This window comes from Gordonia sp. N1V (genome assembly GCF_029269935.1).
Lineage (GTDB): Bacteria > Actinomycetota > Actinomycetes > Mycobacteriales > Mycobacteriaceae > Gordonia > Gordonia polyisoprenivorans.
Genome location: NZ_JARJDD010000009.1, coordinates 109,189 through 135,379, shown reverse-complemented (window position 1 = coordinate 135,379; position 26,191 = coordinate 109,189). Strand labels below are relative to the sequence as shown.

The following is a 26,191-nucleotide window of genomic DNA, read 5'->3' as shown; positions in this document are numbered from 1 at the left end:
GGCACGGGACCCGAGTGGACCGGACTCGAGTGGACAGGGCTGGGGGGCACGGGAGGGGAAGGCGCGTCGGACACAACCAGTCAGTCTGCCAAAGCGGCAACCGTGGACACTCGCCGATCCGAACCCGACGGGCCCGGCGACGAGTCCGGTATGACAACGTGGAGTCGTGAACAGTGCCGATGCCACGATCGACCATCTGAGCCTGAACCGCGCCACCGACGACGACTGGGACGACATCATCGCCGCCGACGCCCGGGCGTTCGCGATGCGCAACCCGATCCCCGACGACGAGCGAGATGACCTGCGCGCCAAGGTCTCCGATTCCGACGTCATCGTCGTCCGGGATACCGATGTGTCGTCGGTGCCGTTGGTCGGGGTGTCGATGTTCTACCGGATGTCGATGACCTTGCCCGGCGGAGCCGTCGCCGATGCAGCCGGACTGTCGTGGGTGTCGGTGGCCGCGACTCATCGTCGCCGCGGCATCCTGCGGCGGATGCTCACCGAGTTGACCCGCCAGTGGATCGACGAAGGGCAGACCTTTGCGATCCTCACCGCATCGGAGGGCACCATCTACGAGCGCTTCGGCTTCGGGCCGGCGTGCTTCGCGCATTCGATCCGCATCGGGTCATCGGCTCGGATGCGGGCCGAGCACCCGTCCCACGCGACGGTGCGCTTCGCCCACCCCGACGAGGTGGCGGCCGCCGTCGCCGACATCCATCACCGGTGGACCGCGACCCGACCGGGCGCCCTCGCCCGCACCGAGCAGTGGTGGGCGCCGATCCTGGCCGACCGCGACTCCGAACGCCCGCCGGCCGCGAGCGGGTTGCACTACCTGCTGCACGACGACGGGTACGCGAGCTACCGGGTGTTCAAGGGCGTCGCCGACGGCGAGGTACACGCCGAGATCGAGGAGGTCGTGGCGGTCACCGAGGACGCCCACACCGATCTGTGGCGGGTGTTGATCTCGCTCGACCTCATCCCGACCCTGCACGCGTCCATCCCGGTCGACGACCCCCTTCCGCGCAAGCTGCTGAACCTGCGCTCGGTCGAGGTGACCGGCCTGGTCGACAAGATGTGGTTACGCATCCTCGACGTGCCCGCCGCGCTCGGCGCGCGCCGATACGACGCCGATCTCGACGTGGTCCTCGAGGTGGGCGATCGCTTCGCCGGGCGCGGCGGAACCTTTGCCCTCACCGTCCGCAACGGTGCCGCCGTCGTGGTGCACAGCGAGGCCCAACCGACCGTGCGACTGGACACCTCGGTGCTCTCCAGCCTCTACCTCGGCGGGATCTCCGCGCACGAGTTCGCCGCGGCGGGACGACTGTGGACCGATTCGCCGGCCACGCTCGACGCGCTGGACCGGGCGTTCGCGACGACCCGGGCACCGTTCGCCGGCACCTTCTTCTGACCCGACCTCCCGCGCCGACCCGACCCTCCTCTCGGCCCGACGGGTCGGAGGTCAGCTGTCGTCGGAGATGATCCGCTCGAGGATCGGCACGGCCGCACTCAGCGTCGCGCGTTCCTCGTCGGAGAGCTCCTCGAGCCGGTCGTTGAGCCACGCCTTGCGGGCGGCCACCTCGTTCGCGATGACCCGCTCCCCGGCCGGCGCCAAGGTCACGATGGCCTGCCGACCGTCGGTGGGGTGCGCCTCACGCTTGATCATGCCGAGGTCGGCGAGCGAGGCGATGACCCGCGTCATCGACGGCGGTTTGACGCGTTCGGCCGCGGCGAGCGCACCCGGCGACATCGACCCCTCGTGATAGAGGGTGTTCAGCGCCGAGAGCTGCGTCAACGACACGAGTTCGTTGTCGCGACGCAGTCGCAGCCGCCGGGCCATACGTACGATCGCGAGCGACAGCGACCCGGCCAGCCGTTCGTCACCCTCAACAACAAGCTCCACGGCGCAAATATTATGTTCTTCTCAGGAATTCCGCAGCATCGCGGTGAGAATGTCGCTCCTCCGGACCACAGATGTCCTCACGCGTGCACGAGTGCCGTCGCGACGGCCGCGTGGTGCTCCCCCCGCTTCTTCCCCAAGCAATCCCTTCCTCCGCAAGAAATTTCGCGGGGAAGAATGAAAGAGTAGGGGAAGAACACTCCTCCCCCACTCTTCGTGGGTCGTACGAGCCGATCGGAGACGAGGCACGCGCACGAGTGGTGTCCTCAGCCGAGGAGGTCGGAGATCGGCTGCCGCGCGAAGTAGGCGACGAAGACGATGGCCACCAGCCACATCAACGGATGCACCGTGCGCGCCTTGCCCGCCGCGGTCGCCATCACCACCCAGCTGATGAAGCCGACACCGATGCCGTTGGCGATCGAGTAGGTGAACGGCATGGTGACGATCGTCAGGAAGGTCGGCAGCGCGATCGCGAAGTTCGTGAAGTCGATGCTGCGCACCTGCGCGATCATCAGTCCGCCGACGATCACCAGTGCCGGCGCGACGGCCTCACTCGGGATGACCTCGTAGACCGGGGTGAAGAACATCGCCGCGAGGAACAGCACGCCGGTGACGATGTTGGCCAGACCGGTCCGCGCACCTTCGGCGATACCCGACGCCGATTCGACGAAGACGGTGTTCGACGACGACGACGCGACACCACCGGCGATCGCACCGGTGCCCTCCACCACCAGTGCCCGTCCGATGCCGGGCAGATTGCCCTTGGCGTCGGTCAGCCCGGCCTCCTTGCCGAGGCCGGTCATCGTGCCCATCGCGTCGAAGAAGTTCGACAGCACCAGAGCGAACACGAGCACACATGCGGCGAGCACACCGACGCGGGTGAAGGCACCGAACAGGTCGACGTCACCGACGAGGCTCAGATTCGGCAGTCCGCCGAGTGAGTGCGGGATCTCGGGCACCGACAATCCCCACCCGCCGGGCTTGGTGGCACCCGATCCGAGGTGCAGCACCGACTCCAGGATGAGCGAGGCGACCGCGGTCACCGCGATACCGATGAGGAGTCCGCCGGGGACCCGTCGGACCACCAGCACGCCCATCAGCAGTACGCCGAGTACGAATACGAGCGTGGGGATGGTGGTGATCGAGTTGCCGCTGCCCAGTTGCACCGGCACCGTCGTCCCGGCGGCGTCGGGGATGCGCCGGACGAAGCCGGCGTCGACGAATCCGACGAACGCGATGAACGCGCCGATACCCGCGGCGATGGCCGCTTTCAGTTCGGCCGGAACGGCATTGAACACCGCGGTACGGAACCCGGTGACCGCGAGCAACACGATGATGATGCCGTCGATGACGACCAGACCCATCGCCTCGGGCCACGTCATCTGCGGCGCGATGGTCACCGCGAGCAGGCTGTTGATCCCGAGGCCGGTGGCGATCGCGAACGGATAGTTGGCGACGAGACCGAAGATGATCGACATGACGCCGGCGACGAGCGCGGTGACGGCGGCGACCTGGGCGATCGGCAACACGTGCCCGAGGACGTCGGCGTTGTGCGGCTCGCCGGGGATGCCGCCGATGATGATCGGATTGAGCACGACGATGTAGGCCATCGTGAAGAAGGTGACCAGGCCGCCGCGGAACTCCCGACCCAGCGTCGACCCGCGCTCGGAGATCTTGAAGAAACGGTCGAGCGCGCCCGTCGACCGGGCGCTCTCCTGCGTCGATTGGGCGCCCGATTCCGTCGACCGGGCGCTGGATTCCGTCGACTGGGCGGGAGTCGGTTTCGGGGGCTGACTCGAGGAATCGGTGGACACACCGGAAAGCTACCCTGAAGCCCATGTCCGACGCAGCAACCGTGCCCGAACTGCCCCGTGCCCTGCGCGCGCCCGAGCCGGTGATCATCGTCGGGATGCTGGCGTGGCTGATCGCCACGATCGTCGTCGGCGTGTCCGGATGGGGTGGGGGGCGAACGCTCGCGGTCTGCCTCACCGGCCTCGGCGTGGGCGTGCTGGGGACGCTGGTCTTCCTGATCCAGCGCAGGGCATCGCGACGCGGCGAGAAGACCGCACAGCGCGGACTCGACTGAAGACCGACTCGACGGACTCGCGAGCTCGGTCAGTCGGGCACCCGGATCAGCCCCGAGGCCAACGCTGCCGCCGATCGTCCCGCCGCGCGAATCGGGTCCCCCGATCGCAAGGTCCGGGCGAGGACGAAGGCACCTTCCAGCGCGCCGATGACCGCGAGCGCCAAGGTGCGCGCATCGGCGTCGGACATTCCGCGGGTCGCGAACAGCGCGGTGCCGGCCTCGATCCACGATATGAACACCTCGGCCGCGACCTCGCGGAGAGCCGGCTCGGCGTCGGCGACCTCACCGGCCACGGTGCCGACCGGGCACATGTTGATCCACCCGGACCGCTCGATGTCATCGGCGGCCTCGTCGAAGGCGGACATGATGATGTCGGGCAGTGCGCCGTCGACCGCCAGCAATCCGCCGACCAGTTGCAGATAGGCAGCACCCATCTGGCGCAGCGCCGACGCCGCGACGTCACGTTTGCCGCCGGGAAAGTGGTGATACAGCGAGCCGTTCGGGGCTCCCGACGATTCGAGGACCTTCTTGATCGCCGAACCCGCGTAGCCGTTGCGCCGAAGCGACTCCCCCATCGCCACGGTGATCCGCTCGTCATTCCGCATCTTCACATCGTAGAACAATTGCTCTAGAGTGAATACTCTAGAGCAATTGCTCCACACCGATCGTCGAGGAGATGCCGTGAACACCACCGCCCCGTCCGTGCGTCGGGTGGAGATCCCCGCCGGAACCATCGAGTACCTCGACGAGGGATCGGGCGCACCCGTCGTCCTGCTGCACGGACTGTTCATGGATGAGGCACTGTGGGACCCGGTGATGGCACACCTGCCCAACGGTTTTCGCTATATCCGGCCGGTGTTGCCACTCGGCGCCCATCGCGTCGCGATGAACCGCGACGCCGATCTGACGATGCCGGGCATGGTCGCCCTGCTCGCCGACTTCCTCGACGCCCTCGACCTGCGCGAGGTCACCCTCGTCCACACCGACTGGGGCGGAGGACTGTTCCTCACCGCCGCCGGGCGCGACGAGCGCGTCGGCGCGATGGTGATTCTTCCCTGCGAGGCGTTCGAGAACTTCCCACCGGGACTGCCCGGCAAGATGGCGACGATCGCGGCCCGACTCCCCGGCGGCCTCACCCTCGCCGCCCGCCAGCTCCGCAACAGCCGCCTGCGCAGGCTCCCGATGGTGTTCGGCCAGATGACGCGCCGGCCGATCTCCGACGAGCTGGCGCGGCGCTGGACCGAGCCGGTGCTCACGACTCCCGGCATCGCAACCGATCTGGCTTCTTATGCCGCAACGCATTTCGACCGGCGAGAACTCATCGCCGACACCGAGGCGCTCGCGCGATTCACCGGCCACGCGCTCGTGCTCTGGTCCCCCGACAACCGCGTCATGCCGCCGGCACACGGGCGCCGCCTCGCCGAACTGATTCCCGGTGCACGCTACGCCGAGATCGCCGATGCCGCGGTCCTGCTGACCCTCGACGCCCCGGTCACCGTGGGTCACGAGATCGGCTCCTTTCTCACCGGGAACTGACCGTCATCCCGTGATCGATCCAGCGTGATCGATTCCTCTCCACCGATCTCTTTTCGATGTGACCCTTGACACGCTCCGAACAGTGAATGTACGTTCATTCATCATGAAGCAGTGATCACCCGATCACCACCGACGATTCGACGAGGAGCATCCGCCATGAACTACGAGGACATCGAGTACACCGTCGAGGGACCGGCCGCAATCATCACGATGAACCGGCCGAAGCGCTACAACGCATTTCGCGCCAAGACCGTGGAGGAAATGATCAACGCCTTCCGCCGCGCCTGGGCGGATTCCTCCGTGCAGGCCGTCATCCTCACCGGTGCGGGCGACAAGGCGTTCTGCACCGGTGGTGACGTCAAGCAGCGCGCCGAGACCGGCGACTACGGTCCGTCGGAGAGCGGGATGTTCGAGATCGGCAACCTGCACAAGACGATTCGTGACATCCCCAAGCCGGTCATCGCCGCCGTCAACGGCCTCGCCATCGGCGGGGGCCACGTGCTGCACGTGCTGTGCGACCTGACCATCGCCGCCGACACCGCACGCTTCGGCCAGTCCGGTCCCAAGGTCGGCTCCTTCGACGCCGGCTTCGGCTCGGCCTTCCTCGCCCGCGTCGTCGGGGAGAAGCGGGCCCGCGAGATCTGGTATCTGTGCCGCCAGTACGACGCGCAGACCGCCGAGCGCTGGGGACTGGTCAATTGGGTCGTCCCGGCCGCCGACCTCCTCGGCGAGGCCAAGAAGATTGCCGGCGAGATCGCCGAGAAGTCACCCACCGCGATCCGGGTCCTCAAGCAGAGCTTCAACGCCGACACCGACCACCAGGCGGGACTGTCGAACATGGCGATGAGCGCCCTGGATCTGTTCACCCACCACACCGAAGAAGGTGCCGAGGGTGCCGCGGCATTCGCCGAGAAGCGCATGCCCGAATTCAACAAATTCGCCGCCATCTGAGCCCACCCCCGACTCCCCCGCACTCGACTCCCCACGAAGGACACACACCTCATGAGCAGCACCAACATCGCGGTCGTCACCGGCGCCGCCTCGGGTATCGGCAAGGCCATCGCACTGGCTTTCGCCGAACAGGGCACGACCGTCGTCGCCGCCGACCTCAATCTCGACGCCGCCAAACAGACCGCCGCGCAGAACCCCGCCATCGTGCCGATGAGTGTCGACGTCTCCGATCGCGCGCAGGTCGACGCTCTCCGTGAGGAAGTCAACACCGAAGTCGGCGTCCCGGACATCCTCGTCAATGCCGCGGGCTGGGACCGCACCGATCAATTCCTCAATGCCACACCGAAATTCGCCGAGAAGGTGGTGGCCATCAACTATCTCGGACCGGTGCACATGGCCAGCGCCTTCCTCCCCGGCATGGTCGAGGCGTCGGCGTCGGACGACTGGGCGGGCGGGCGCGTGATCAACCTCGCGTCCGACGCCGGGCGCGTCGGCAGTTCCGGAGAATCCATCTACGCCGGCGCCAAGGGCGGCGTCATCGCGCTCAGCAAGTCACTCGCCCGCGAGATGGCCCGACATCGGATCACCGTCAACGCGGTCTGCCCCGGACCCACCGACACCCCACTGTTCCAGGCACAGGACGAGAAACTCAAAGCCGCACTGATCAAGGCGATTCCGTTCCGCCGGCTCGCGCGCCCCGAAGAGGTCGCAGCGCCCGTGCTGTTCTTCGCCTCCCCCGCAGCGTCGTTCATCACCGGCCAGGTGATCAGCGTCAGCGGCGGATTGACCATGGCCGGCTGAGCAATTCACCGAGCACCGAAAGATCTGACATGAGCACCAGCACCGCGCCCCACGTCTACGACGCACATCAGTACCGTTCGTTCTTCGAGAACGAATTCACCTATCTGAACGGCTTCCGCCGCAACGTCTCCCGATATGCCGGCGCGGTCGCGATGATCGACCCCGTCACCGACACACAGTGGACCTATGCACAACTCGGGGCGGCCGTCGACGCACTGGCCGCCGGGCTGGCGCACCGCGGCGTTGTCGACGGGGATGTGGTTGCCTACCAACTGTTCAACGGCCCGGAGTTCGCCCAGCTCTACCTCGCCACCCAAGCCGCGGGCGCCGTCGGCTCGCCGGTCAACTTCCGGCTCGCCGCCGGCGAGACCGCGGTCATCCTCGACGTCAGCACCCCGAAGGTGTATGTCTATGACACCGACCTGACGCCAATGGTCACCGCGGCGATCGCCCTGGCACACCACACGCCGGAAATCCTGATCGGCGTGGGTACCGGCGCACTCGTCGACGGCCCGACATCACTGCGCTTCGACGACCTCCCGCGCGAGTCGGCGCCACCACGGGTCACTCGCACCGTCTTCGACGAGACCACCCGGCTCTACACCTCGGGAACCACCGGCATGCCCAAGGCGGTGCCGATGAACAGCGCGATCGAGATCTTCTCCGCTCACGACGTGATCATGCACTTCCCTCTGACGCCGGAGGACCGCACGCTCAACATGTCACCGTGGTTCCATCGCGGCGGACTCTATTGTGCGGGCCCCAATCCGACGTTCTATCTGGGATCGTCGCTGGTACCGATGCGCGCCTTCGATGCCGAGACGACCCTCGACTGGGTGGAACGCCACCGCCTCACCTTCCTGATCGGCGCACCGACGAACCTCGCGATGCTGGCCACCGCGCAGCAGGCCCGCCCGCGTGACCTGTCGAGCCTGCGCGGCATCGTCACCATGGGAGCACCGCTGGAACGCGAAGCGGCCCTGCGGTATCAAGAGATCCTGACGCCTCGCGTGTTCAACGGATACGGCAGCACCGAGGGATTCTGGAACACCTTCCTGCGTCCCACCGATCTACCCGCCCACGCCGGTACGGCCGGGCGCGCCTGCATCGACGACGACGTGCGCGTGGTCCGGGTCCACGACGACGGCCGGCTCGCGAGCCCCGACGAGGTGGTCGCCCGCGACGGCGTCGAGGTCGGTGAGGTGATCATCCGCTCGCCCAAATGCGCTGCCGCCTACTTCGATTCCCCGCAGCAGGAGAAGGCCAAGTACAACGGCAGCTGGCTGCACATCGGCGATCTGGCGACCTGGGACGCCGACGAGTTCGTCACGATCGTCGGTCGCAAGGACGACATGCTGATCTCCGGCGGCGAGAACGTGCACCCGGTGCAGGTCGAGGAGGCGCTCAACGGGCATCCGGCCGTTGCCGATTCGCTCGTCGTCGGCGTCCCCGACGATCGTTGGGGCCAACTCGTCGTCGCCTACGTCGTTCCCGCCGAGGGCGCCCACCCGACCGCCGACGAACTCGACGCCTACTGTCGCACCCACCCGATGCTCTCGCAGTTCAAACGGCCGCGCGCCTACCGGATCATCGACGCACTCCCGGTGTCGGCGACCGGGAAGAAGTTGCACTACAAGGCCACCACCTCGGCGGCATCGGAGATGGCCGCAGGAGAATTCGCCACCCCCGAACCCACACCCCGCCCCCAAGAACCCGACGCCCAAGAACCCCAGGCCCAAGAACAAGGAGCGACCCCGTGAGCGCCACCACCTCCACCCCGAAGTTCTCCGCGATCGACCCGCTGAATCTCGACCTCGGCTACTCCGACGACGAACTCGCCGTGCGTGATTCGGTGCGCGGATTCCTCGCCGAGCACGTCACCCCGCATATCGCCGACTGGTTCGAGGCGGGCTCGATCCCGATCGCGCGGGATCTGTTCAAGCAATTCGGTCAGCTCGGCGTGCTCGGCATGCACCTCGACGGATACGGCTGCGGCGGAGCATCATCGGTGCACTACGGCCTGGCCAGTCTCGAATTGGAGGCCTGTGACTCCGGCATCCGGTCGATGGTGTCGGTGCAGGGCTCGCTGGCGATGTTCTCCATCTACAACAACGGCAGCGAGGAGCAGAAGAACCGGTGGCTGCCGTCGATGGCCGAGGGCACCACCGTTGGCTGCTTCGGGCTGACCGAACCCGACGCCGGCTCGGACCCGGCATCGATGAAGACCAGGGCCCGACGCGACGGTGACGACTGGATTCTCGACGGCCGCAAGATGTGGATCACCAACTCCCCCATCGCCGATGTGGCGGTCGTGTGGGCCCGGACCGAGGAGGGCGTTCGCGGCTTCATCGTGCCCACCGACACCGCCGGCGTGTCCACCCCGGAGATCAAGCACAAACTGTCGCTGCGGGCCTCGACGACCGGCGAGATCGTTCTGGACAACGTGCGTCTGCCGGCCGAGGCGCTGATGCCCGGCAACGACGATCTGCACAAGGGGCAGGGCATCAAGGCCCCATTGTCGAGCCTCACCGAAGCGCGGTACGGCATCATCTGGGGTTCGATCGGCGCCGCCCGGACCGCATGGCAGGCGGCCGTCGACTATGCCACGCAGCGAACGCAATTCGGCAAACCCATCGCCGGTTTCCAACTGACGCAGGCCAAGATCGCCGACATGGCCCTGGAACTGCAGAAGGGCCAGCTGCTCGCCCAGCATCTGGGCCGACTGAAGGACTCGGTGGGTCTGCGTCCCGACCAGGTCAGCTTCGGCAAGCTCAACAACACGCGCGAGGCCATCAAGATCTGTCGCACCGCGCGAACCATTCTGGGCGGCAACGGGATCTCGCTGGAGTACCCGATCATCCGGCACATGGTGAACCTGGAGTCGGTGCTGACCTACGAGGGCACCCCCGAGATGCATCAGCTGGTCCTCGGTCAGGCCTTCACCGGCCAGAACGCCTTCCGCTGAGAGGAATCGACATGAGCGCACTGACCCACGACATCGAACACAGGCAATTCCGCGAGACCGTCACCAAGTTCGTCGCCGAGCAGATCACCCCGCACCACGATGAATGGGAGCGGGCGGGGCTCTGGGATCGCACCCTGTTCACCGAGGCGGGCAAGAACGGACTACTCGGCTTCAGCGTGCCCGACGACTTCGGCGGCCCCGGCGTCGACGACTTCCGCTATCATGCCATCGTCATCGAGGAGACCGCCCGGACCGGCGCGGCGGCCGAGGCCATCGCCTTCTCCCTGCAGAACGACGTCGTGCTGCCGTATCTGACCGAGATGGCCGACGACGAGCAGAAGGCGCGCTGGTTGCCCGGCATCGTCTCCGGGGAGACCGTCCTGGGCATCGCGATGACCGAACCCTGTGCGGGCAGCGACCTCACCGGCATCCGCACCACCGCGGTGCGCGACGGCGACCACTACGTCGTCAACGGGTCCAAGACCTTCATCTCCAACGGGCGCAACGGTGATCTGTTCGTCGTCGCGGTGCGCACCGGGCCCGAGAAGCACAAGGGACTCACCCTGCTGGTGGTCGAAGCCGACACCGAGGGTTTCCAGCGGGGCCGCAAGCTCGACAAGATCGGCCTGCATGCGCAGGACACCAGCGAGCTCTCGTTCGTCGACATGCGGGTTCCGGTGCGTAACCGCCTGGGTGCGGAGGGCGCCGGCTTCTACCAGCTGGTGCACAATCTGCCTCAGGAGCGACTCTCGCTCGCCGTCGGCGCGGTTGCCGCCGCGGAGGGGACCTTCGCGCGGACGATGGATTACGTCACCGATCGCACCGCATTCGGCTCGCCGATCAGCTCCTTCCAGAACACGCAGTTCGTGCTCGCCGAGATCGCCACCGAACTCGACATCGCACGTACCTATCTCGACGACTGCCTCGCCGAACACGTCGCCGGCGAGCTGACGGCGGCCCGCGCGGCCAAGCTCAAGTGGTGGGCCACCGAGTTGCAGTTCCGCACGGCCAACCGGTGCCTGCAACTGCACGGCGGGTACGGCTACATGCGCGAATACTCGGTCTCACAGGCATTTCTCGACGCGCGCATCCAGTCGATCTACGGCGGCACCACCGAGATCATGAAGACGATCATCGCCAAGGACCTCGGCATCTGATCGACTACCCTACGGTGACGGCGTGGTGGTGAACTCCAGTTCACCACTTGTGAACGAGGAGGGTTGCGGTGGCCAAGACGGCGGCGGCACGGTCGGCGACCGACACCGCGGTGGAGGAGGCGGTCCGCGCGGTGCGGGTGTCCTCGCGTCGCCGCCAGCTGCTCGATGCCGCGGTGGCGGTGATGGAGCGCACGGGGTTCCACCAGATGTCGATGCAGGCGCTGGCCGAGGAGGCCGGCGTCAGCGTCGGCCTGTTCTACAAGTACTTCGGCGGCAAGGAGGAGATCCTCCTCGCGGCCATCGTCGACATCCTCGAGAAGTTCCGCGATCAGCTCGCCCCGGCGATGGAACTCGCCGGCGACGACCCGGTCGAGCAGTTGATGGCCGGGTTCCGGGAGTACGTCGCGATCGTCGACGCCAACCGTGACGCGGTGGTCCTGACCTACCGCGAGAGCCGGACCCTCGACGCCGACGGACGCGAACGGATCAAACAGCTCGAGGTGCAGACCTCCGCGCCGATGCGCGGGGCCATCACCGCCGCGATCGCCGCCGGGTTGGTGCATGACGACGTCGACGCCGATCTCGTCGTGTTCGACCTGATGATGCTGGCGCACGGGTGGGCGCTCAAGCACTGGCATTTCGCGCCCGCCTTCGACCTCGACGGATACGTCACCACCCAGCTGCGGATCGCGTTGCGCGCATTGGTGGCCCACGACCATCTCGATCGGTACCTGGCCGGACTCTGATCTCGCCGTCAGCCGCCGATCAGGGCATCGAGTCGCTTCTCGACCATTCCCACGGACTGACCGATCAGGGCGAACATCTCGTTGGTGGTCTGGCCGTGGTAATAGCGGTAATAGATCTGCTGGGCCATCGCCGCGAAGCGGAACAACCCGAACACCTCATACCACCGCCAGCGCTCCGGATTCATCTCGAATCCCATTGCCGCACAGTAGCGCTCGACGAACTCGGCGCGGGTGATCATTCCCGGCATCGTGGTCGGCACCCGACGCATCGCCTTGACCTGCTCGTCGTCGTCGGCCTGCACCCAGTAGGCCATCGACCCCGCCACATCCATCAGCGGGTCTCCCAGGGTGGCCATCTCCCAGTCCAGGATGCCGATGACCCGGGTCGGGTCGTCGGCCGACAGCACGACGTTGTCGAGTTTGAAGTCGTTGTGGATCACGCAGTTCGCGACGTCGTCGGGCTCATTCTCCGCGAGCCAGACCATCGTCGACTCGTAGTCGGGAACGTCGGGCGTGCGGGCGTTGCGGAATCGTGCCGACCACCCATCGACCTGACGCTGCACATACCCGAATCCCTTACCGAGATCGGTGAGTCCGGCGGCACCCGGATCGACCGAATGCAACTCGGCCAGCACGTCGATGAAGTTGTGGCACAACCGTCGTGCCGACTCCGGCGGCAACGGCACGTCCGACGGCCAGTCCCGGCCGGCGATGATCCCTTCCAGACGGCCCATCACATAGAACTCGGCGCCGATCAGGTCGGGGTCGTCGCAGTGGGCCACCATCGGGGCGATATAGGGCAAGACAGGCGCGAACCGCGACTGGATGCGGTACTCGCGGCCCATGTCGTGAGCGCCCTTGGCCTTGGTGCCCGACGGCGCGCGACGCAGGATGAGGTCCCGGCCCGGATACGACAGCAGGTAGGTGAGATTGCTGGCACCGCCCGAGAACTGACGGACCTGCGGCTCGGCGTCGAGTCCGGTCGTGTCCTGCGCGTGCTCCCGCAGCCATTCGGCGACCTTGCCGACGTCGAAGCTGTCCTCGGCACGCACCTCACCCGCACCCGCCACCTGCAGTCCCACTTGTCCGGCCCTCCTCGTCGTTCTCGTCTCAGTCGAGGGTAACCATCACAGCCACTCGGATGAGGGCGGTTCGATCAGTGCGGGACGGCGGTACCGCTGTTCTGGTGCTCGTCCGGGCCCCGATTGTCGCGTGGACGTCGAAACGGCTTGAGCCGCAGGATGTGCCGCAGTACGAACGCGAGCACCGGGCGGACCAGAGGTACTCCCCACCGCCACGGCAAGAAGGCCACCCATCGTGGCGATCCGGCGATCTCCCAGCGCACGGTCAGTGTGCGCGGTCGCGGGCCGTCGGAGATGGTGAATCGCTCCGCGAAGTCCTTGATGGCCAACGGAACCGAGACGCCGGTGCCGGTCAGGGTGATCCGCTCGCCGTCGATCACCTCCGTGGCGCGCTGGGCCACCGAGAGGAAGGTTCCCGACATCGTCCGCCAATCGCCGACCACCGGACCCGCCGGTGCGTTCCCCTCCGACGCACCGGCGTGGATCCAGATCGGCCCCCGAAGAAACGGGAGCGAGCTCAGATAGTGGGCATGGGCGAGCCGATCCCACACCTCACGCCGCGACAACGGCGTCGTGTATTCGAGGCTGATGGCGAAGGCCGCCCGCGTCGCGATGTAGCGGTCGACGTCACCAAGCGCCACCTCCCGCACCGCGAATCGGTCGGGTCGGGTGGCGAGACCGTAGGCGATGACGAGGCCGATCGCACCGAGAAGGGTGATGGCGAGAACCGCCCCGACCACGATTCCCGCCACCACGAGACCACTCACACCGACCCCCCGAACGGCTCGCACGCAACATCAAATATGAAATATGAATCTAAACAAGTGACCTGCGTTACGTCAAGAGCGTCACGCTGTCGGCGGGGACCAGCTGGTGACCGCGCGGACCCGGGAGTCCACCGCGCGGGCAGGAACCGACCGCATGGCCAGGTCACGCAGCGTCGCGGTGACCGGATGACTCGCCTGCATCACCGCACCGAGTACCCGGGCCTGGCGCGCAATCCGTTGCGTGCGCCGTCGACGCAGGGCGTCGTAGCGGGCGAGGACGGCGGGTAGCTCGTTGTTGTGCTTCGCGGCGGCGATGAGGAGGGTGGCGAGAGTGGCCGCGCCCTCGATCGCCAGGTTCGCGCCTTGGCCCAGGTTGGGAGTCATCGCGTGCGCGGCATCCCCGATCAACACCCGCCGGCCCGACACGAACGAGGCCAGGGGCGCCGCCAGCTCCTCGATCGGCAGATACGACACCGATGCCGGATCCGTGGCGTCGAGGATCTCCTCGATCGGCTGGTGCCAGTGACCGAAGCGGCGACGTACCTCCTCCATGGCGGCGTCGCCCGCCGGGCTCGACCCGGGTGGCGACGACACGCACGCGAACCAGTACACGCGGCCGTCGGCGAGCGGGGCGATCCCGAACCTCGCACCGCGGCCGACCGATTCACCCGCGGTGTCGGTCGCCACCGGTCGGGTGGTGATCGCGCGCCACGCACCGTATCCGCTGTCGCGTACTCCAGGGTCGTCGAAAGCGCTGGAGCGCACCGCGCTCCGCAGGCCATCGGCGCCGACGATCACATCGGCACTGAGGTGCTCGCCGGTGTCGAGGACCACGGAGGTGTCGCCGACCTCGACGACCCGCGCGCCCGCGCGTATCGATCCGGCCGGGACCGCGGCCAGCAGAATGCGATACAGGTCGGCGCGGTCGATCACCCGCACATCATGGGTCGACGCCATCCGCGTCAACCAGGAGCCGTCAGGCCTGCGTGTTCCGGATCGATTGACCACACCCGCGGGACCGGCGGCAGCGCGCACCTGGTCTCCGATCCCGATCGCGTCGAGCGCACGGAACCCGTTGCCGAACAACGACAATCCGGAACCGTGCGCACGCACTCGGTCGGCACGCTCCAGGAGTTGAACGTCGACGCCGGCCTGCCGGAGTCCCACCGCGATCGCGAGACCGCCGATGCCCGCACCCACCACGATGACCCGCATCGCTCAACGGTAGCGCGTGGACCCGTCCGGCGGCGCCGTGGTCGACACGAGCTTGGCGAAGCAGTGTTCACCGTCGAATCCCTGTGCCGCACACCATGCGTTGGCCTGGTCCGGCCCGGGGAAGGTCGCCGCGGCCACCGTCACCCACCAGCCGGACTGACTGAAGACACTCCATTCGTCGGAGTACAGCAGCCGAACATCGTTGAACCGCAATCTCAGTGTCAGGAATTCGTCGAGGATGGCCTGGTTGTCCCAGGTCTTGCCGTCGGCGAACAGGCCGGGCCGTTTGGAGCTCAGTTGCGCCACCCACCGGTTGTTGAGAGTGGAGAGGATGAAGGTACGATCCGAATTCGCCTGTCTACGAAGCGCATCACCGGTGGTCGAACCGAGGTCGACGCCCGGCGGCAGCTCCGGACCCGTGGAGACCTGGGGTGGCGCGGCCGAACCGCCTTCCGGCTTCGGTAGCGATGTCGTGGTTTGGGGCCCGGGGTCGCAGTCCACGGTGAACGTTCCCGCGGCCGTGCCGTTGGCCTGGCCGAGGGTGTCGGGCGTCCGATAGAAGGAGCCGGGCGGGTAGGTCAATTCCATGGTGATGCCCTCGCCGACGTCGCTCGGCGGGATGGCGGCCGGCGCCCGGGAGAAGTCGAATCGCCCGGAGGCGACGAGCGATCCCGAATCCGCGATCGAGATGCGGGTTCCGGTGCCCGACATGACATCTCCGTCGGCACATGTGGCGACGACCTTCATCGTCGCGACCAGGCCGGCCGGGGTCGTGCGGAACTGCTGCGGCGTGAACGTCGGTGCGGTCGCACAGTGGGTGACCGTGCCCTCCGCGGCTGTCCGCGTCTGGGCCGGCGCGATGCCCGGCGGGCCCGCCGGGCCGCCGGTGGGTGCGAAGCCGGTGATCGTCGTGCCCGTCAAGGTCACCAGAGTCGATCCGACGGCGAAGGTCTGCGCGGCCGGCGACGAGTCCGATGAGGCGCCGCCCACGGTGGACACGGGCAGCGACCAGTCGTTGCTGCCGTCGGCCAACGCCAGCGCCGTGATCCCACCCGTGGGGTCGGCAGCGATCAACCGCTGTCCGTCGGTGACCGGGAAACCCGTTGTGTAAGAAATGGCTACCTTCTGTGTCCAGCGGGTCTGCCCCGTCGCGGTATCGGCCACGGTCAGGTCCTCACCTTGCGCGATGACCACCTCGCGATCGTCGGCGAGGACAGCGGTGGTGGCGCCGTACGGCGAGTCGGGTCCGCCGACCGCGGTCGTCCAAGTACTGGACTTGTCAGCCACCGAGGTCCACCTACCGTCGACGAGAAGGTGGCCTCGCTGATTCGGCGAGGCCACCGTGGGCACCGACACCGACGAGCCGGGGATCTCGACGGTGGTGCCGTCGGGTCGTACGACGACCACGGGGCCCGCGTTGGTGGCCAGCCCTCCCGAACCCGAGGCCGAGATGACCGCGATGGAACCATCGGCCAACGGCTCGGTGACGGCGTATCCGGCACGGTTGAGAAGTTCTCGGCCGTCGGCGGCCGACACGACGAGCACCGAGGTCTGACCGCTGGCCACCAGCGACGACGTGGCAGTGAAGCTGGACGCATCCCCGCCGGGGGTGCTGTCGCCGAGCGGGTAGGACTTGGTCCACACCGCGTGCGCGCTGTTGTCCACCTTCATGATGGACAATCCACCATCGGTGAACGATCGCAGGTAGGCGCCGTCGGTGTTGAGTGCGATCTCGTAGGCCCCGGGCGACGGGTTGTCGGCGGTGGCAACGACGGAGCCGGTCGAGGTGTCGAAGAAGGTGATGGTCGACTGGTCATAGCAAGCGATCCGGCCGTTGACGATCGTGTCCGAGCAGCCCTGCACGGTTCGCGACGATGTCCAGTGCTTGCCGGTCTCGGCGTCGACGCCGGCCAGCGTGCGGCCCGACGAGGACGGGCCGCTGACGAAGGTCACCAGCGTGTGCTCGTCGTGGACCGCACCGAGCGAAAGGTACTGGGCCCTGCTCGGGTCGGGCGAGACGAACCGCTCGCCACCCAGTTGCGAGGCGCCGACCTGCCACTTCGCCGTCGGCGCGGTCGGGAACGTGCCGGTGAGTTGCCCGTCGAGGGGGGCGGCGTGGCTCGAGTCGTCGTGGCGGCTGGTCCACCAGACGAGTCCACCGGCAACCAATCCGGCGACGCAGACGAGGGCGACAGCGGTCAGAATCCACGGCAGCGCACGGCGCCGACGGGGTGGCGTCATGCCGGGAGGCCGGGCCGGGAATCTGCCGCTCGGATATCCGGGCGGCATCCCCGATGGCATCCCGGGAGGTGGTCCGGAATACGGGCCCGACGGCGGGCCGAAATATCCGGCGCCCGCCGGCGGCATCGGTCGCGCCATGGTCGGCTGATACGCCGCCTGCGGCCCGGTGACCGGTGGAGGCGGTGGCGGTACCGGAGACTGAGGGCCCAGCGTCGTGGGCGGCGCGGGACGCGCGATGAACTCCGTCGCGTCCGAGGCGTTGTCGCCGGCGAGTTCATCCGAGTCGGACATCGTTTCAGTTAAGCCGAGTTGGACCCCGACGTTGCAGCGTCGACTGTCATCCGATCGGACCATTTCTGCGCACCGTGACCCGTGTCGAGGCCCATACGCACAGCAGTACCCACAAGGCGCCGCACGCCCAGCCGGCGAGCACATCGGTGGTCCAGTGCACGCCGAGGTACACCCGGGTCACGCCGATCGCGAACGACAACGCGGGCGCGGCGAGCAACACCCACCGGTGGCCCCGGACCCACGGACTGAGGCGGTAGGCGACGACGGCGAGCAGACAGTAGACGACCATCGACATCATCGCGTGCCCACTCGGAAACGAATAACTCTCGATGTGCAACAGCCGGTCGGTGACCGGCGGACGACTCCGCGCGACAACGTGTTTGAACGTCACCATCACCGCCGCGCCCACCAATGACCCGACGGCCAGCAGCACCGCCTCATCTACGTGGCGCCGAATCATCAGCCAGACGACCACCACCGTGCAGATGGCCGTCATCGTCAGCGAGTTTCCGAAGAAGGTGACGACATGCGCCACCCCGATCCACGGCTGCGACCTGCCCTCGACCATCCAGTTGGTGACATCGTCGTCTATCCGAAGCCGTTCGAAGGCAAGCTTGGCCGTCATGACGCCACCTTACTGATCGGTTGTCACGGTTCCTCCGGATGATCGCGAACCCTCCCCTCGATGGTCGAGGTGCGAGCCGCGTGCGCCGGGCCTCGAGACCTGGCGAGACAACAAGACTCCCAACCACATCCACCGTCGCACGATCTGAACGCGAGCCGAATTTGCAGACGCCCCTGCTGCACCAGCCGCGTCTGCACAGTGGAGCCGCGAACTCATCACGCCTGACAGTCCAGGCGCCCTCTCCCGACGGTCGAGCACCCCTCCCCCGACGGTCGAGCGCCCCTCTCCGCCGATGCTCGAGCACCATTCCCTCGATGGTCGAGAACTGTTCCCCCTCGATGGTCGAGGTGCGAGCCGCGTGCGGCGAGCCTCCAGACCCGGCGAGACAACAAGCCCCCCAACCACATCGACAGCAAGACAAGCGAAAAACACACCCCCTACCACATCCCACCGACAGAAAATTGACGTCGAAACACGTTGTCCACAAGCACAATTGATCGGAAATACCCCTTGCATCGAACATACTTTCCTGTAGACTGGACCTATCACACCGATCAGCCACTGGGGAGGGGTTCATGATCGACACCGCCGCAACTCTTGACGCGGAAACCGTTGATGCCGAGGCGATCTTCGCCGCCATCGTCGCCCGACTCAGCGACCTGCAATGGAATCCGGAGATGACCGGGCCACAAGCTTTCGGTGCGATGAAACAAGTCCTGTTGTTGCGCAACCTGGTTGATCACCACGCCACCACCCTCACCGGCGAGATGGATCGGCTGGGCGTGGCCGATCACAAGACCACCCGGCTGCGAGAGTTGTTGATCAGCATGGGTTTCGCGCCAGCCGTCGCGGGTCGGTATGTGCGGGTTGCCACCACCACCGATGTCGACCTGTTGTTGGCGCACGCAGCGGACGGGTCCATCTCCTCCGAACACGTCGATGCCGTCGTCCGCGGTCTGGCGCACATCGACACCCGATGCCCCGAGCCTTTGGACACCGTCCAACGCTGCGAGTTTCTGCGGAAACTCTTGTCGCACTACTTCGCCGGCTTCACCCCCGCCGAGATCACCACCTACGCGAGGCAGTTGGGTAACGAGCTCGCCGCGGAGACACCGGGCGGGTTACCGGCCGCCGAGGACAAGAAGATCAACTCCTACACCGACCGCATCACCGACGACGGACGGCTGGAGATCTCGGCGAACCTCGACATCGTCGCCGGTGAGAAAACCAGAACTCTGATGGAAACCTTGTCGGCGCCCAAGCCTCAACCCGACGGCTCCCCCGATCCCCGGACACCCGAACAAATCTGCGCGGCCGCGTTCGAAACGATCGTGGAGTTGGCGGCACAAGGTTTGGCGGACACCACCTTCTCGGCGAAACCGACCAACGGACTGTTGTGGACCTGGTCGGCGGACAACCCGGCGCTCGGCGGCGATTTGCAGAACATGGGAGCCATCACCGAAGCCACCGCGAAACTGCTGTCGTGTGATACCACGATCACCAAGATCATGCTCGATCCCAACGGGGTACCGCTCAGTGTTGGCGAGGCGAAGCGCTTCTTCACCCCCGGGCAACGGAAAGCGTTGTTGGTGCGGGATCGCGGGTGTATAAAGTGCGGTGCACACGCCGGACGCTGCCAAGGACACCACCTCAAGCATTGGGCCGATGGTGGTCCCACCGACCTCGACAACGGCTGCCTCCTCTGCAGCAGTTGTCATGATGATGTGCACCACCACGGATGGGACATCATCATGGGCTTCGACCGACACCCCTGGTTGATCCCACCCGCCAGCGTGGATCCGAAACGCCGGCCGGTGCCGTCGTATCACCGACGCACCATGCGACTCGACGACACCGCAGCCTGACCTGCGCTGTCCCACTACCTGATTCCCTGCACCCGGCCTGGCCGGGACCGCATCTGTTGTTTGAGAACTCCATAGCGATAATCCCACCCGATGGTCGAGGTGCGCGTGCCACCGCGGCCCGGAAACCTGTCGGCACAACAGGTCTCGAGGCTCGTCGCTAACGCTCCTCGGCACCTCGACCACCGGGATGGGAAGGGTCGCCGGGTGGGAAGGGTCGCCGGGTGGGAAGGGCTAAGCATCCTTCGATGCATCGCCATCCCCCGATGGTCGAGGTGTGAGCCGCGTGCGGCGAGCCTCGAGACCACCTGCACCAGAGCTGGATTCGAATCACCGCGGCCCGGAAAACCTCTCCGAGAAGGAACGGGGTGTCAGCCTGCAGCGAGTGCGCGGCTGATCACGAGCCGCTGAATCTGGTTGGTGCCCTCGAAGATCTGGGTGATCTTGGCTTCGCGCATGTAGCGCTCCACCCGGAAGTCACGGGTGTAACCGTTGCCGCCGAGGACCTGTACCGCGTCCGTGGTGACCTTCATCGCGGCGTCGGTCGCGATGAGCTTGGCCGTGGCGGCCGCACGTGAATAGGGCTGTCCGGCGTCCCGTCGGCGAGCGGCGTCGAGGTAGGTTGCGCGTGCCGAGTCGACGGCGGCGGCCATGTCGGCGAGGAAGAAACCCAAGCCCTGGTGGTCGATGATCTTGCGGCCGAAGGTGGTTCGCTCCTGTGCGTACTCGACCGCAGCGTCGAGCGCCGACTGCGCCAATCCGGTGGCACAGGCTGCGATTCCCAATCGTCCGGAATCCAGCGCGGAGAAGGCAATCGGCAGTCCCTGGCCCTCGGCGCCGATCAGCCGGTCCGCGTCGACGACAGCGTCGTCGTAGGTGGCGGCAGTGGTCGGGACGGCGTGCAGTCCCATCTTCTCCTCGGGCTTGCCGAAGGTGAGGCCGTCGGTGTCTCGCGCAACCAAGAAGCAGGAGATCCCCTTCGACCCCTCACCGGTGCGCGCGAACAAGTTGTAGACGTCGGCGATGCCGCCATGGGTGATCCACGCCTTGGTCCCGGTCACGTGATAGCCGTCGTCCGCAGCCTTGGCTCGGCAATTCAGTGCCGCCGCGTCGGAGCCGGCCTGCGGCTCTGACAGGCTGTAGGCGCCGATGAGCTTGCCGTTCAACAAGTCCGGAAGCCAACGTTGTTTCTGCTCTTCGGTGCCGAAATTGAAGAGCGGGTGACACGCCAGGCCGTGCACGCTGGTCGCCACAGCCACTGCCGCCCACCGCGCCGCGAGTTCCTCCAGCACCTGGAGGTAGACCTCGTACGGTTGGCCTCCGCCATCCCAATCGACCGGATACGGCAGCCCGAGGAGTCCCGCTTCCCCGAGCTCGGCGAAGAGCCCGTCGGGATACGTCTCGGCCTTCTCGTGCGCGTCGGCGATCGGCGCCAGACGCTTGTCGGCGATATCGCGGGTCAGGGCGATCAGGTCGCGCGCCTCATCATTGGGGAGCAGACGATCAACAGCCATGTGGCGAGCCTTTCCGGGCTAGAGACAGTACTCAGGTACGCTTCACAGTACTATTCTCGACGCCGGAAGGCCACAGCAGTCCGGCGACCCAGCAGTGAGGAGCGATCATGACCCGCGGGGCGAATGCAAGTCCGGGCGTCACCGACTTCGGCACCCGGAGACGCGCAGCGCTGTTCGACGACCTCCTCGCTCTGCTCCTCGCCGAAGGTTTCGCACATCTGTCTGTCGCCGACCTCGCCGGCAGATTGCGCTGCTCCAAAACGACGATCTACACCCTCGCCGACAGCAAGGAGCAACTGGTCACCAAGACGGTGACGCATTTCTTCCGGGTCGCCACCGAGCACGTCGAGGCGCGGGTCGCGGCGGCGACGTCGGCACGCGAGGCGGTCATCGATTACCTCATCGCCGTCGGCGAGGAACTCTCCCCGGCCTCCGAGGTGTTCATGACCGACCTCCACGCCTTCGGCCCGACCCGCGACCTGTACGAACAGAACACCGCCGCAGCCGCTCGCCGGGTGCGGGAGCTGATCGACGCCGGAGTTCGCGACGGCGAGTTCCGGGATGTCAACGCCGCGTTCGCTGCCGACGTCGCCGCGACGATGATGAGCCGCATCCAGCGACGGGAGGTCTCGGCGACCACGGGCCTCGACGACGCCGCAGCCTACCGGCAGCTCGCCGCGATCCTCACCACCGGCATCGACGCCCAACGACGCTGACGGTCGGCGTCGAGGCCGCCATCAACGCCGGCGGGACAGATACGTGACGCCCCGGCTGTCGACCCACCACCGCACCCGAACCTCACTCGATGCGCCACCACCCTTGCGCGACAATGCCATCCGCAGGTCGTCATACACACGAACCTCGCCCGGTACCGGCCTTCCGGTTTCGGCGGTGAACAACACCGCTGCGGTGTCGTCGGCCGTCGTGTACTCCCCCGCACCGACCGGTTCGGCGGTGAACTCCTCCGACACCTGCGGGAGATCCAGGATGTCGGCCAGAAGCGTTGCGCCCTCGGGACTGTCGGGACCGATCACGAGGGTAACGGGATCGACGGCCTGTGCCCACCACGGGTCATCGAGGACGACGGGAACGCGATGGCCATCGGTGGGCACGGCGGTACCCGAGGCGACCCGCACGGCGTCGGGTGCGTCGATTTCCGACCAGTCGATCCTCCCCGACCGGCAGACCTCGACCACCGCGGAGTAGATCGCGCGAGTGACCCCGGGGGAGATCGATCTACCTCGATCGCCCAGCCTGGCCAGCAACAACGATGCCTCCGTGGCGGATTCGGGGGGTAGCGCTGCGAGCGCAGGGGCCAGCGCGTCCGCGTGGGGATGCACCAGCGGATCGAGCACACCGACGAGCGAGTGATCCGACGGCGCACGGTATTCACCGAGAAGTAAACCGTCGACCTCGGCGAAATGACGCAACCACCAGGCGGTGTACCCCTCGCGATCGTCGAGCGCTCGTGCCGCCTGCTCATCCTCGACGATCAACGTCAGGGCCTGCTCCCACCGATCGGGGGCGACGAGGTCGAGATCGCGGATGGCGCACAGACGTTCCGGGGCATCCGGCAAGGTCTCCCACCACTGCTCCTCGTCGGGAAGATCATGGTCGGGCCCCGTCGGAAGGTCGTCGACGATCACCGCGAACGACCACCCCACCCCGAGCCGGCGAAGCACGTGCGCACCATGTCGCTCGGCGACGTCACCGTCGAGCAGACCGAAGGGATGGTCCTCGACGAGCACCGCGGCCAACGGCGAATCGACGAGGAGCAACTCGTCGGCACTACGCAAGTCACCGTCGTCGGCAGGCAGCGGAAGCCGCGACAGCCATTCGGGCACAACGGCTTCGCTGTCGGCACCGAGGAGCGCGAGCACCTCCTCGGCCAGACCGGTGGCGTCGACCTCCTCACCCGCACCGTCCTCGACGAGGTCGGCGGCCTCCTCGACGAGCATGCGCAGTGCCGGATCGGCGAGTGCATCGGTGATCGAAAGCCGTTGCACGCCCAGTCGTTCCAGGAGGGGATGGTCGGCCTCGGCCGCGACGGTGCGAATCCAGCGCAGGGGCGTCTGCACGGCGTGCGCGGTGAACAATCCACGCGCACCGATGTTCATCCGACCATCCGAACGCGGGATGGGCAGGGCGGCAAGCTCTTCGGCGTCGAGGGCCGTCGACACCAACGGTGCGAGCGCTGCGTACAACCGCCCCCACCAAGCAGGGTCGCGTTCCACACCGGTCAGCCGCTCGGCCAGCGACGCCAAGCCGATCCGGGTGACGTCGAGCGATTCGAGTACCGGGAGTTGATGTGCGAGAGACAGATCCGGATGGACGAGATCGGTGAACAGCTCGCCGAGCACCTCCGCGAGGTCGGGACCGAGCCCGATCAGCACCGACGCACGGTCCGGCACCACCGGCGCCCCTGCGATGCCGGGGAGCCATGCAGTGCTACGCAGTTCGTGGAGCACCGCGTCGATCAACCGGGCATCGTCGCCGCCCCGCGCGCGGTGCGCGCGGGGAACCAGAGCCACCCCGTCGACGGGCTCGGCAAGGCGCAGCACGTCCACGTAACCCGCTGCGGCTGAGGCGATGTCGGCATCGGGGTGCACGTGGCGACGATCATGGGTGAGCGGGAGACGGGCGATGAGCCGGCACGGCAACGACAGTTCGATGTCGGTCGGTGTCGGCGCCCAGAGCACATCGGCAACCGGCGCGTCCGATCCCGCGCTCACCGGCCGACCGTCGTCGGCGCGTAGCCATCGCGACGGCCCGTGCTCGATCTCGGTGAATGCCCGACTCCGCCGATCTCCCCGGCTCGTGACGGTCACCGTGAGCCGACGAGCGCGTGAACCGGAGGACAATTCGTCGTTGACGAGCTCGGTCCGGTCGATCTCGAAAGCGGTGTCCTCCACGGTGATCAGCCGGAGCGCGGTCAGCGCCAGGAGTAGATCAGGGGCCTGCGCCTCGGCCGCGTCGAGGATCGCTTGCGGGTCGAGTCCCCCAGCCAGGCCGAGGACGATCTCGGTCGCGAAACCCGCGCGCGGGACCCCTTCGCCCGGCCAGGCCAGCCGCAGGAGCGGAACACGCGCTACGCCAACGATTCCCGCGTCGGCAACCGCCGCAGCGGCACGTGCACGATCGAAACAGATCGTCCCGCTCGTCGAGCGGATCTCGACGGTGTGGGCGACGGCGGCGGTGGCACTGAATCCCACCCCGAACCGGCCGACGACGCCACCGGTGTCATCGGGCTGTTTGGCCGAGACGCGCAGCGCCAGCAGCGACCGCACTCCCGCTTCGGTCAGTGGCGCACCGGTATTGGCGATGTGCAGGCCGTCGGCATCCGACCAGATCGCGACCTCGCCGTCCACCCCTCCGAGCCGGGCCGCATCGGCAGCGTTGGTGACGAGTTCGACGAACAGGCGGTCGCGGTAGCCGACACTGGCCAGATCATCTTCGGCGGCAACGTCTTCGGCCAGACGTGTCGGTGACTCCCGCCACGCCGACAGCGTCGCCGCAGCGAGGTCGGCGGTACCGAAGGGGTCAGTGTGCACCGGGTCGGGGTCAGGCAACTCCGGGCGTCAAGCCCGAGCGTTCGGCTCGCCGTCGGCGCCCGCAGCACCGGCACCTACCGCAACGATCTCGAGAACACCGTCGTCGAAGGCGTCGTACGCCGGTGATCCCTCACCGCTCGGGGCGACGACGTCGGAGTGCGCCCCGCATCCGTATTCGGCCGAGACCACCTGGCCGTCGGCGGAATACTCGTTGGCGCACGCGCCGAAAGCCACCCGCAACCCACCCGACAGCGGGATGTAGAAACCGCAGGTGCAGCACGGAAAAGGGGACGCAACCGCCATCTCTGCGCCGGGACCGTGCTCGCCGTCGTACCAGCGCTGCGCGGCCGCGTCACGGCCCTCTCGGCTGAGCAACCGCTTCCGCCCGAGTCCGAGTGCGCCGGCCACCTCGGCCAGGTCCTCGGGGTCGGGCGCCGAGGCCTCGACGTCGTCGGCCGGGTAGTCGTCGGCGACCTCCGGCACGGCAGTCTCGGAGAGCAGGGCGCTCGAGCTGTCCACGTGGTTGGGAACGAGCCGCGGATCGTCGGAGTCGGCGGCGAGCATGTCGCCTGCCGTCAGATCGCCCGGCGCGACGCGCTCACTCCACGGCACCCATTCGGGCGCGAGCAGCGCACCTTCGCCCGGCAGGAGGACCACCTCACTGACGGTGACAGCGTCGGTCCCGGGCGCGCCGGCAACCACCACGCACCACTGCCAGCCGCGGTATCCGGTGAGATCGGCGTCGAAGTAGTGTGCTGCGGCCCATTCGCCTTCCGCGATCGCCTGACGGTGGGCACCCGGCTCGTGCCCGTCCTCGACGAGCGCGGCACGGGCGACCTCGACGGCGTCGAGCAACCGCGGGCCGTCCATTACTCCAGTCACGCCCTCCAGTGTGCCTCACCCG

22 protein-coding genes are annotated in these 26,191 nt (G+C 67.3%); 11 read left to right on the top strand and 11 right to left on the bottom strand.

All coding sequences use genetic code 11. The features are described from left to right. The first annotated feature begins 166 nt into the window (after positions 1 to 166). Positions 167 to 1,408 carry a GNAT family N-acetyltransferase gene (locus tag P3L18_RS13905; protein ID WP_006368210.1) on the top strand — a complete coding sequence of 414 codons (1,242 nt, stop codon included), beginning with the start codon at positions 167 to 169 and terminating at the stop codon, positions 1,406 to 1,408. A 51-nt stretch (positions 1,409 to 1,459) separates the two neighbouring features. On the opposite strand, the gene P3L18_RS13900 is transcribed toward P3L18_RS13905, so the two are convergent. Both P3L18_RS13900 and P3L18_RS13895 read right to left on the bottom strand, forming a co-directional pair. Continuing rightward, positions 1,460 to 1,900: a MarR family transcriptional regulator gene (locus P3L18_RS13900; RefSeq protein WP_006368209.1), complete on the bottom strand. Its 441-nt coding sequence runs from the start codon at positions 1,898 to 1,900 to the stop codon at positions 1,460 to 1,462. Positions 1,901 to 2,163: 263 nt separating this feature from the next. Further along, entirely contained in the window at positions 2,164 to 3,711 is a 1,548-nt protein-coding gene (locus tag P3L18_RS13895) for an NCS2 family permease (RefSeq protein WP_006368208.1), read from the bottom strand. 23 nt (positions 3,712 to 3,734) lie between these two features. Here P3L18_RS13895 and P3L18_RS13890 point away from each other — a divergent pair, with 23 nt between their 5' ends. Continuing rightward, complete coding sequence (locus tag P3L18_RS13890; protein WP_006368207.1) at positions 3,735 to 3,983, top strand: DUF2530 domain-containing protein; 249 nt, start codon at positions 3,735 to 3,737, stop codon at positions 3,981 to 3,983. A gap of 29 nt (positions 3,984 to 4,012) precedes the next feature. Here the strand turns inward: P3L18_RS13890 and P3L18_RS13885 are convergent, their stop codons facing one another. Beyond that, positions 4,013 to 4,588 carry a TetR/AcrR family transcriptional regulator gene (locus P3L18_RS13885; RefSeq protein ID WP_253193889.1) on the bottom strand — a complete coding sequence of 192 codons (576 nt, stop codon included), beginning with the start codon at positions 4,586 to 4,588 and terminating at the stop codon, positions 4,013 to 4,015. A 46-nt stretch (positions 4,589 to 4,634) separates the two neighbouring features. Between P3L18_RS13885 and P3L18_RS13880 the strand changes: the two genes are divergently transcribed. From P3L18_RS13880 to P3L18_RS13850, 7 genes are all read left to right on the top strand, one after another. After that, entirely contained in the window at positions 4,635 to 5,519 is an 885-nt protein-coding gene (locus tag P3L18_RS13880) for an alpha/beta hydrolase (RefSeq protein WP_020170227.1), read from the top strand. Positions 5,520 to 5,675: 156 nt separating this feature from the next. Next, positions 5,676 to 6,470: an enoyl-CoA hydratase-related protein gene (locus P3L18_RS13875; RefSeq protein WP_276114366.1), complete on the top strand. Its 795-nt coding sequence runs from the start codon at positions 5,676 to 5,678 to the stop codon at positions 6,468 to 6,470. Between the two features lie 51 nt (positions 6,471 to 6,521). Continuing rightward, positions 6,522 to 7,271, top strand: coding sequence for an SDR family oxidoreductase (locus tag P3L18_RS13870; protein WP_276114364.1), 750 nt, complete (start codon positions 6,522 to 6,524; stop codon positions 7,269 to 7,271). 29 nt (positions 7,272 to 7,300) lie between these two features. Continuing rightward, entirely contained in the window at positions 7,301 to 9,031 is a 1,731-nt protein-coding gene (locus P3L18_RS13865; protein WP_276114362.1) for an AMP-binding protein, read from the top strand. Beyond that, on the top strand, positions 9,028 to 10,236 hold the full coding sequence (locus tag P3L18_RS13860) for an acyl-CoA dehydrogenase family protein (protein WP_276114361.1): 1,209 nt from the start codon (positions 9,028 to 9,030) through the stop codon (positions 10,234 to 10,236). The genes P3L18_RS13865 and P3L18_RS13860 overlap by 4 nt, the downstream gene beginning before the upstream one ends. A gap of 11 nt (positions 10,237 to 10,247) precedes the next feature. Beyond that, positions 10,248 to 11,393, top strand: a complete 1,146-nt coding sequence (locus P3L18_RS13855; RefSeq protein ID WP_276114360.1) for an acyl-CoA dehydrogenase family protein — start codon at positions 10,248 to 10,250, stop codon at positions 11,391 to 11,393. Positions 11,394 to 11,461: 68 nt separating this feature from the next. After that, complete coding sequence (locus tag P3L18_RS13850; protein ID WP_079929066.1) at positions 11,462 to 12,139, top strand: TetR family transcriptional regulator; 678 nt, start codon at positions 11,462 to 11,464, stop codon at positions 12,137 to 12,139. An 8-nt stretch (positions 12,140 to 12,147) separates the two neighbouring features. Here P3L18_RS13850 and P3L18_RS13845 read toward each other — a convergent pair whose 3' ends face one another. From P3L18_RS13845 to P3L18_RS13825, 5 genes are all read right to left on the bottom strand, one after another. Next, on the bottom strand, positions 12,148 to 13,221 hold the full coding sequence (locus tag P3L18_RS13845) for a phosphotransferase family protein (RefSeq protein WP_276114359.1): 1,074 nt from the start codon (positions 13,219 to 13,221) through the stop codon (positions 12,148 to 12,150). Between the two features lie 74 nt (positions 13,222 to 13,295). Beyond that, the gene (locus P3L18_RS13840; protein WP_276114358.1) at positions 13,296 to 13,988 is read right to left on the bottom strand and encodes a hypothetical protein; all 693 of its coding nucleotides are present in this window, start codon (positions 13,986 to 13,988) and stop codon (positions 13,296 to 13,298) included. Between the two features lie 81 nt (positions 13,989 to 14,069). Beyond that, positions 14,070 to 15,203 (bottom strand): FAD-dependent monooxygenase, encoded by a 1,134-nt coding sequence (locus P3L18_RS13835; protein ID WP_276114357.1) that lies wholly within the window; start codon positions 15,201 to 15,203, stop codon positions 14,070 to 14,072. A gap of 3 nt (positions 15,204 to 15,206) precedes the next feature. Then, positions 15,207 to 17,735, bottom strand: coding sequence for a PQQ-binding-like beta-propeller repeat protein (locus P3L18_RS13830; RefSeq protein ID WP_276114356.1), 2,529 nt, complete (start codon positions 17,733 to 17,735; stop codon positions 15,207 to 15,209). A 46-nt stretch (positions 17,736 to 17,781) separates the two neighbouring features. Beyond that, entirely contained in the window at positions 17,782 to 18,360 is a 579-nt protein-coding gene (locus tag P3L18_RS13825) for a phosphatase PAP2 family protein (RefSeq protein WP_079929063.1), read from the bottom strand. 575 nt (positions 18,361 to 18,935) lie between these two features. On the opposite strand from P3L18_RS13825, the gene P3L18_RS13820 reads away from it, so the two are divergent. Next, entirely contained in the window at positions 18,936 to 20,225 is a 1,290-nt protein-coding gene (locus P3L18_RS13820) for an HNH endonuclease signature motif containing protein (RefSeq protein ID WP_276114355.1), read from the top strand. Positions 20,226 to 20,593: 368 nt separating this feature from the next. Here P3L18_RS13820 and P3L18_RS13815 read toward each other — a convergent pair whose 3' ends face one another. After that, positions 20,594 to 21,736: an acyl-CoA dehydrogenase family protein gene (locus P3L18_RS13815; protein ID WP_276114354.1), complete on the bottom strand. Its 1,143-nt coding sequence runs from the start codon at positions 21,734 to 21,736 to the stop codon at positions 20,594 to 20,596. A gap of 107 nt (positions 21,737 to 21,843) precedes the next feature. Between P3L18_RS13815 and P3L18_RS13810 the strand changes: the two genes are divergently transcribed. Then, positions 21,844 to 22,452 (top strand): TetR/AcrR family transcriptional regulator, encoded by a 609-nt coding sequence (locus tag P3L18_RS13810; protein WP_006367773.1) that lies wholly within the window; start codon positions 21,844 to 21,846, stop codon positions 22,450 to 22,452. A gap of 21 nt (positions 22,453 to 22,473) precedes the next feature. Here P3L18_RS13810 and P3L18_RS13805 read toward each other — a convergent pair whose 3' ends face one another. Next, a complete protein-coding gene (locus tag P3L18_RS13805) occupies positions 22,474 to 25,287 on the bottom strand; it encodes a hypothetical protein (RefSeq protein WP_276114353.1) in 2,814 nt (937 codons plus the stop codon). A gap of 27 nt (positions 25,288 to 25,314) precedes the next feature. After that, on the bottom strand, positions 25,315 to 26,157 hold the full coding sequence (locus P3L18_RS13800; RefSeq protein ID WP_079929060.1) for a DUF3027 domain-containing protein: 843 nt from the start codon (positions 26,155 to 26,157) through the stop codon (positions 25,315 to 25,317). Positions 26,158 to 26,191: the final 34 nt, after the last annotated feature.

Coding starts and splice junctions, on each gene's coding strand:
- P3L18_RS13890 (WP_006368207.1), top strand. CDS start 3,735: ATGTCCGACGCAGCAACCGTGCCCGAACTGCCCCGTGCCCTGCGCGCG.
- P3L18_RS13885 (WP_253193889.1), bottom strand. CDS start 4,588: ATGCGGAATGACGAGCGGATCACCGTGGCGATGGGGGAGTCGCTTCGG.
- P3L18_RS13875 (WP_276114366.1), top strand. CDS start 5,676: ATGAACTACGAGGACATCGAGTACACCGTCGAGGGACCGGCCGCAATC.
- P3L18_RS13870 (WP_276114364.1), top strand. CDS start 6,522: ATGAGCAGCACCAACATCGCGGTCGTCACCGGCGCCGCCTCGGGTATC.
- P3L18_RS13865 (WP_276114362.1), top strand. CDS start 7,301: ATGAGCACCAGCACCGCGCCCCACGTCTACGACGCACATCAGTACCGT.
- P3L18_RS13855 (WP_276114360.1), top strand. CDS start 10,248: ATGAGCGCACTGACCCACGACATCGAACACAGGCAATTCCGCGAGACC.
- P3L18_RS13835 (WP_276114357.1), bottom strand. CDS start 15,203: ATGCGGGTCATCGTGGTGGGTGCGGGCATCGGCGGTCTCGCGATCGCG.
- P3L18_RS13830 (WP_276114356.1), bottom strand. CDS start 17,735: ATGTCCGACTCGGATGAACTCGCCGGCGACAACGCCTCGGACGCGACG.
- P3L18_RS13825 (WP_079929063.1), bottom strand. CDS start 18,360: ATGACGGCCAAGCTTGCCTTCGAACGGCTTCGGATAGACGACGATGTC.
- P3L18_RS13820 (WP_276114355.1), top strand. CDS start 18,936: ATGATCGACACCGCCGCAACTCTTGACGCGGAAACCGTTGATGCCGAG.
- P3L18_RS13815 (WP_276114354.1), bottom strand. CDS start 21,736: ATGGCTGTTGATCGTCTGCTCCCCAATGATGAGGCGCGCGACCTGATC.
- P3L18_RS13810 (WP_006367773.1), top strand. CDS start 21,844: ATGACCCGCGGGGCGAATGCAAGTCCGGGCGTCACCGACTTCGGCACC.
- P3L18_RS13800 (WP_079929060.1), bottom strand. CDS start 26,157: ATGGACGGCCCGCGGTTGCTCGACGCCGTCGAGGTCGCCCGTGCCGCG.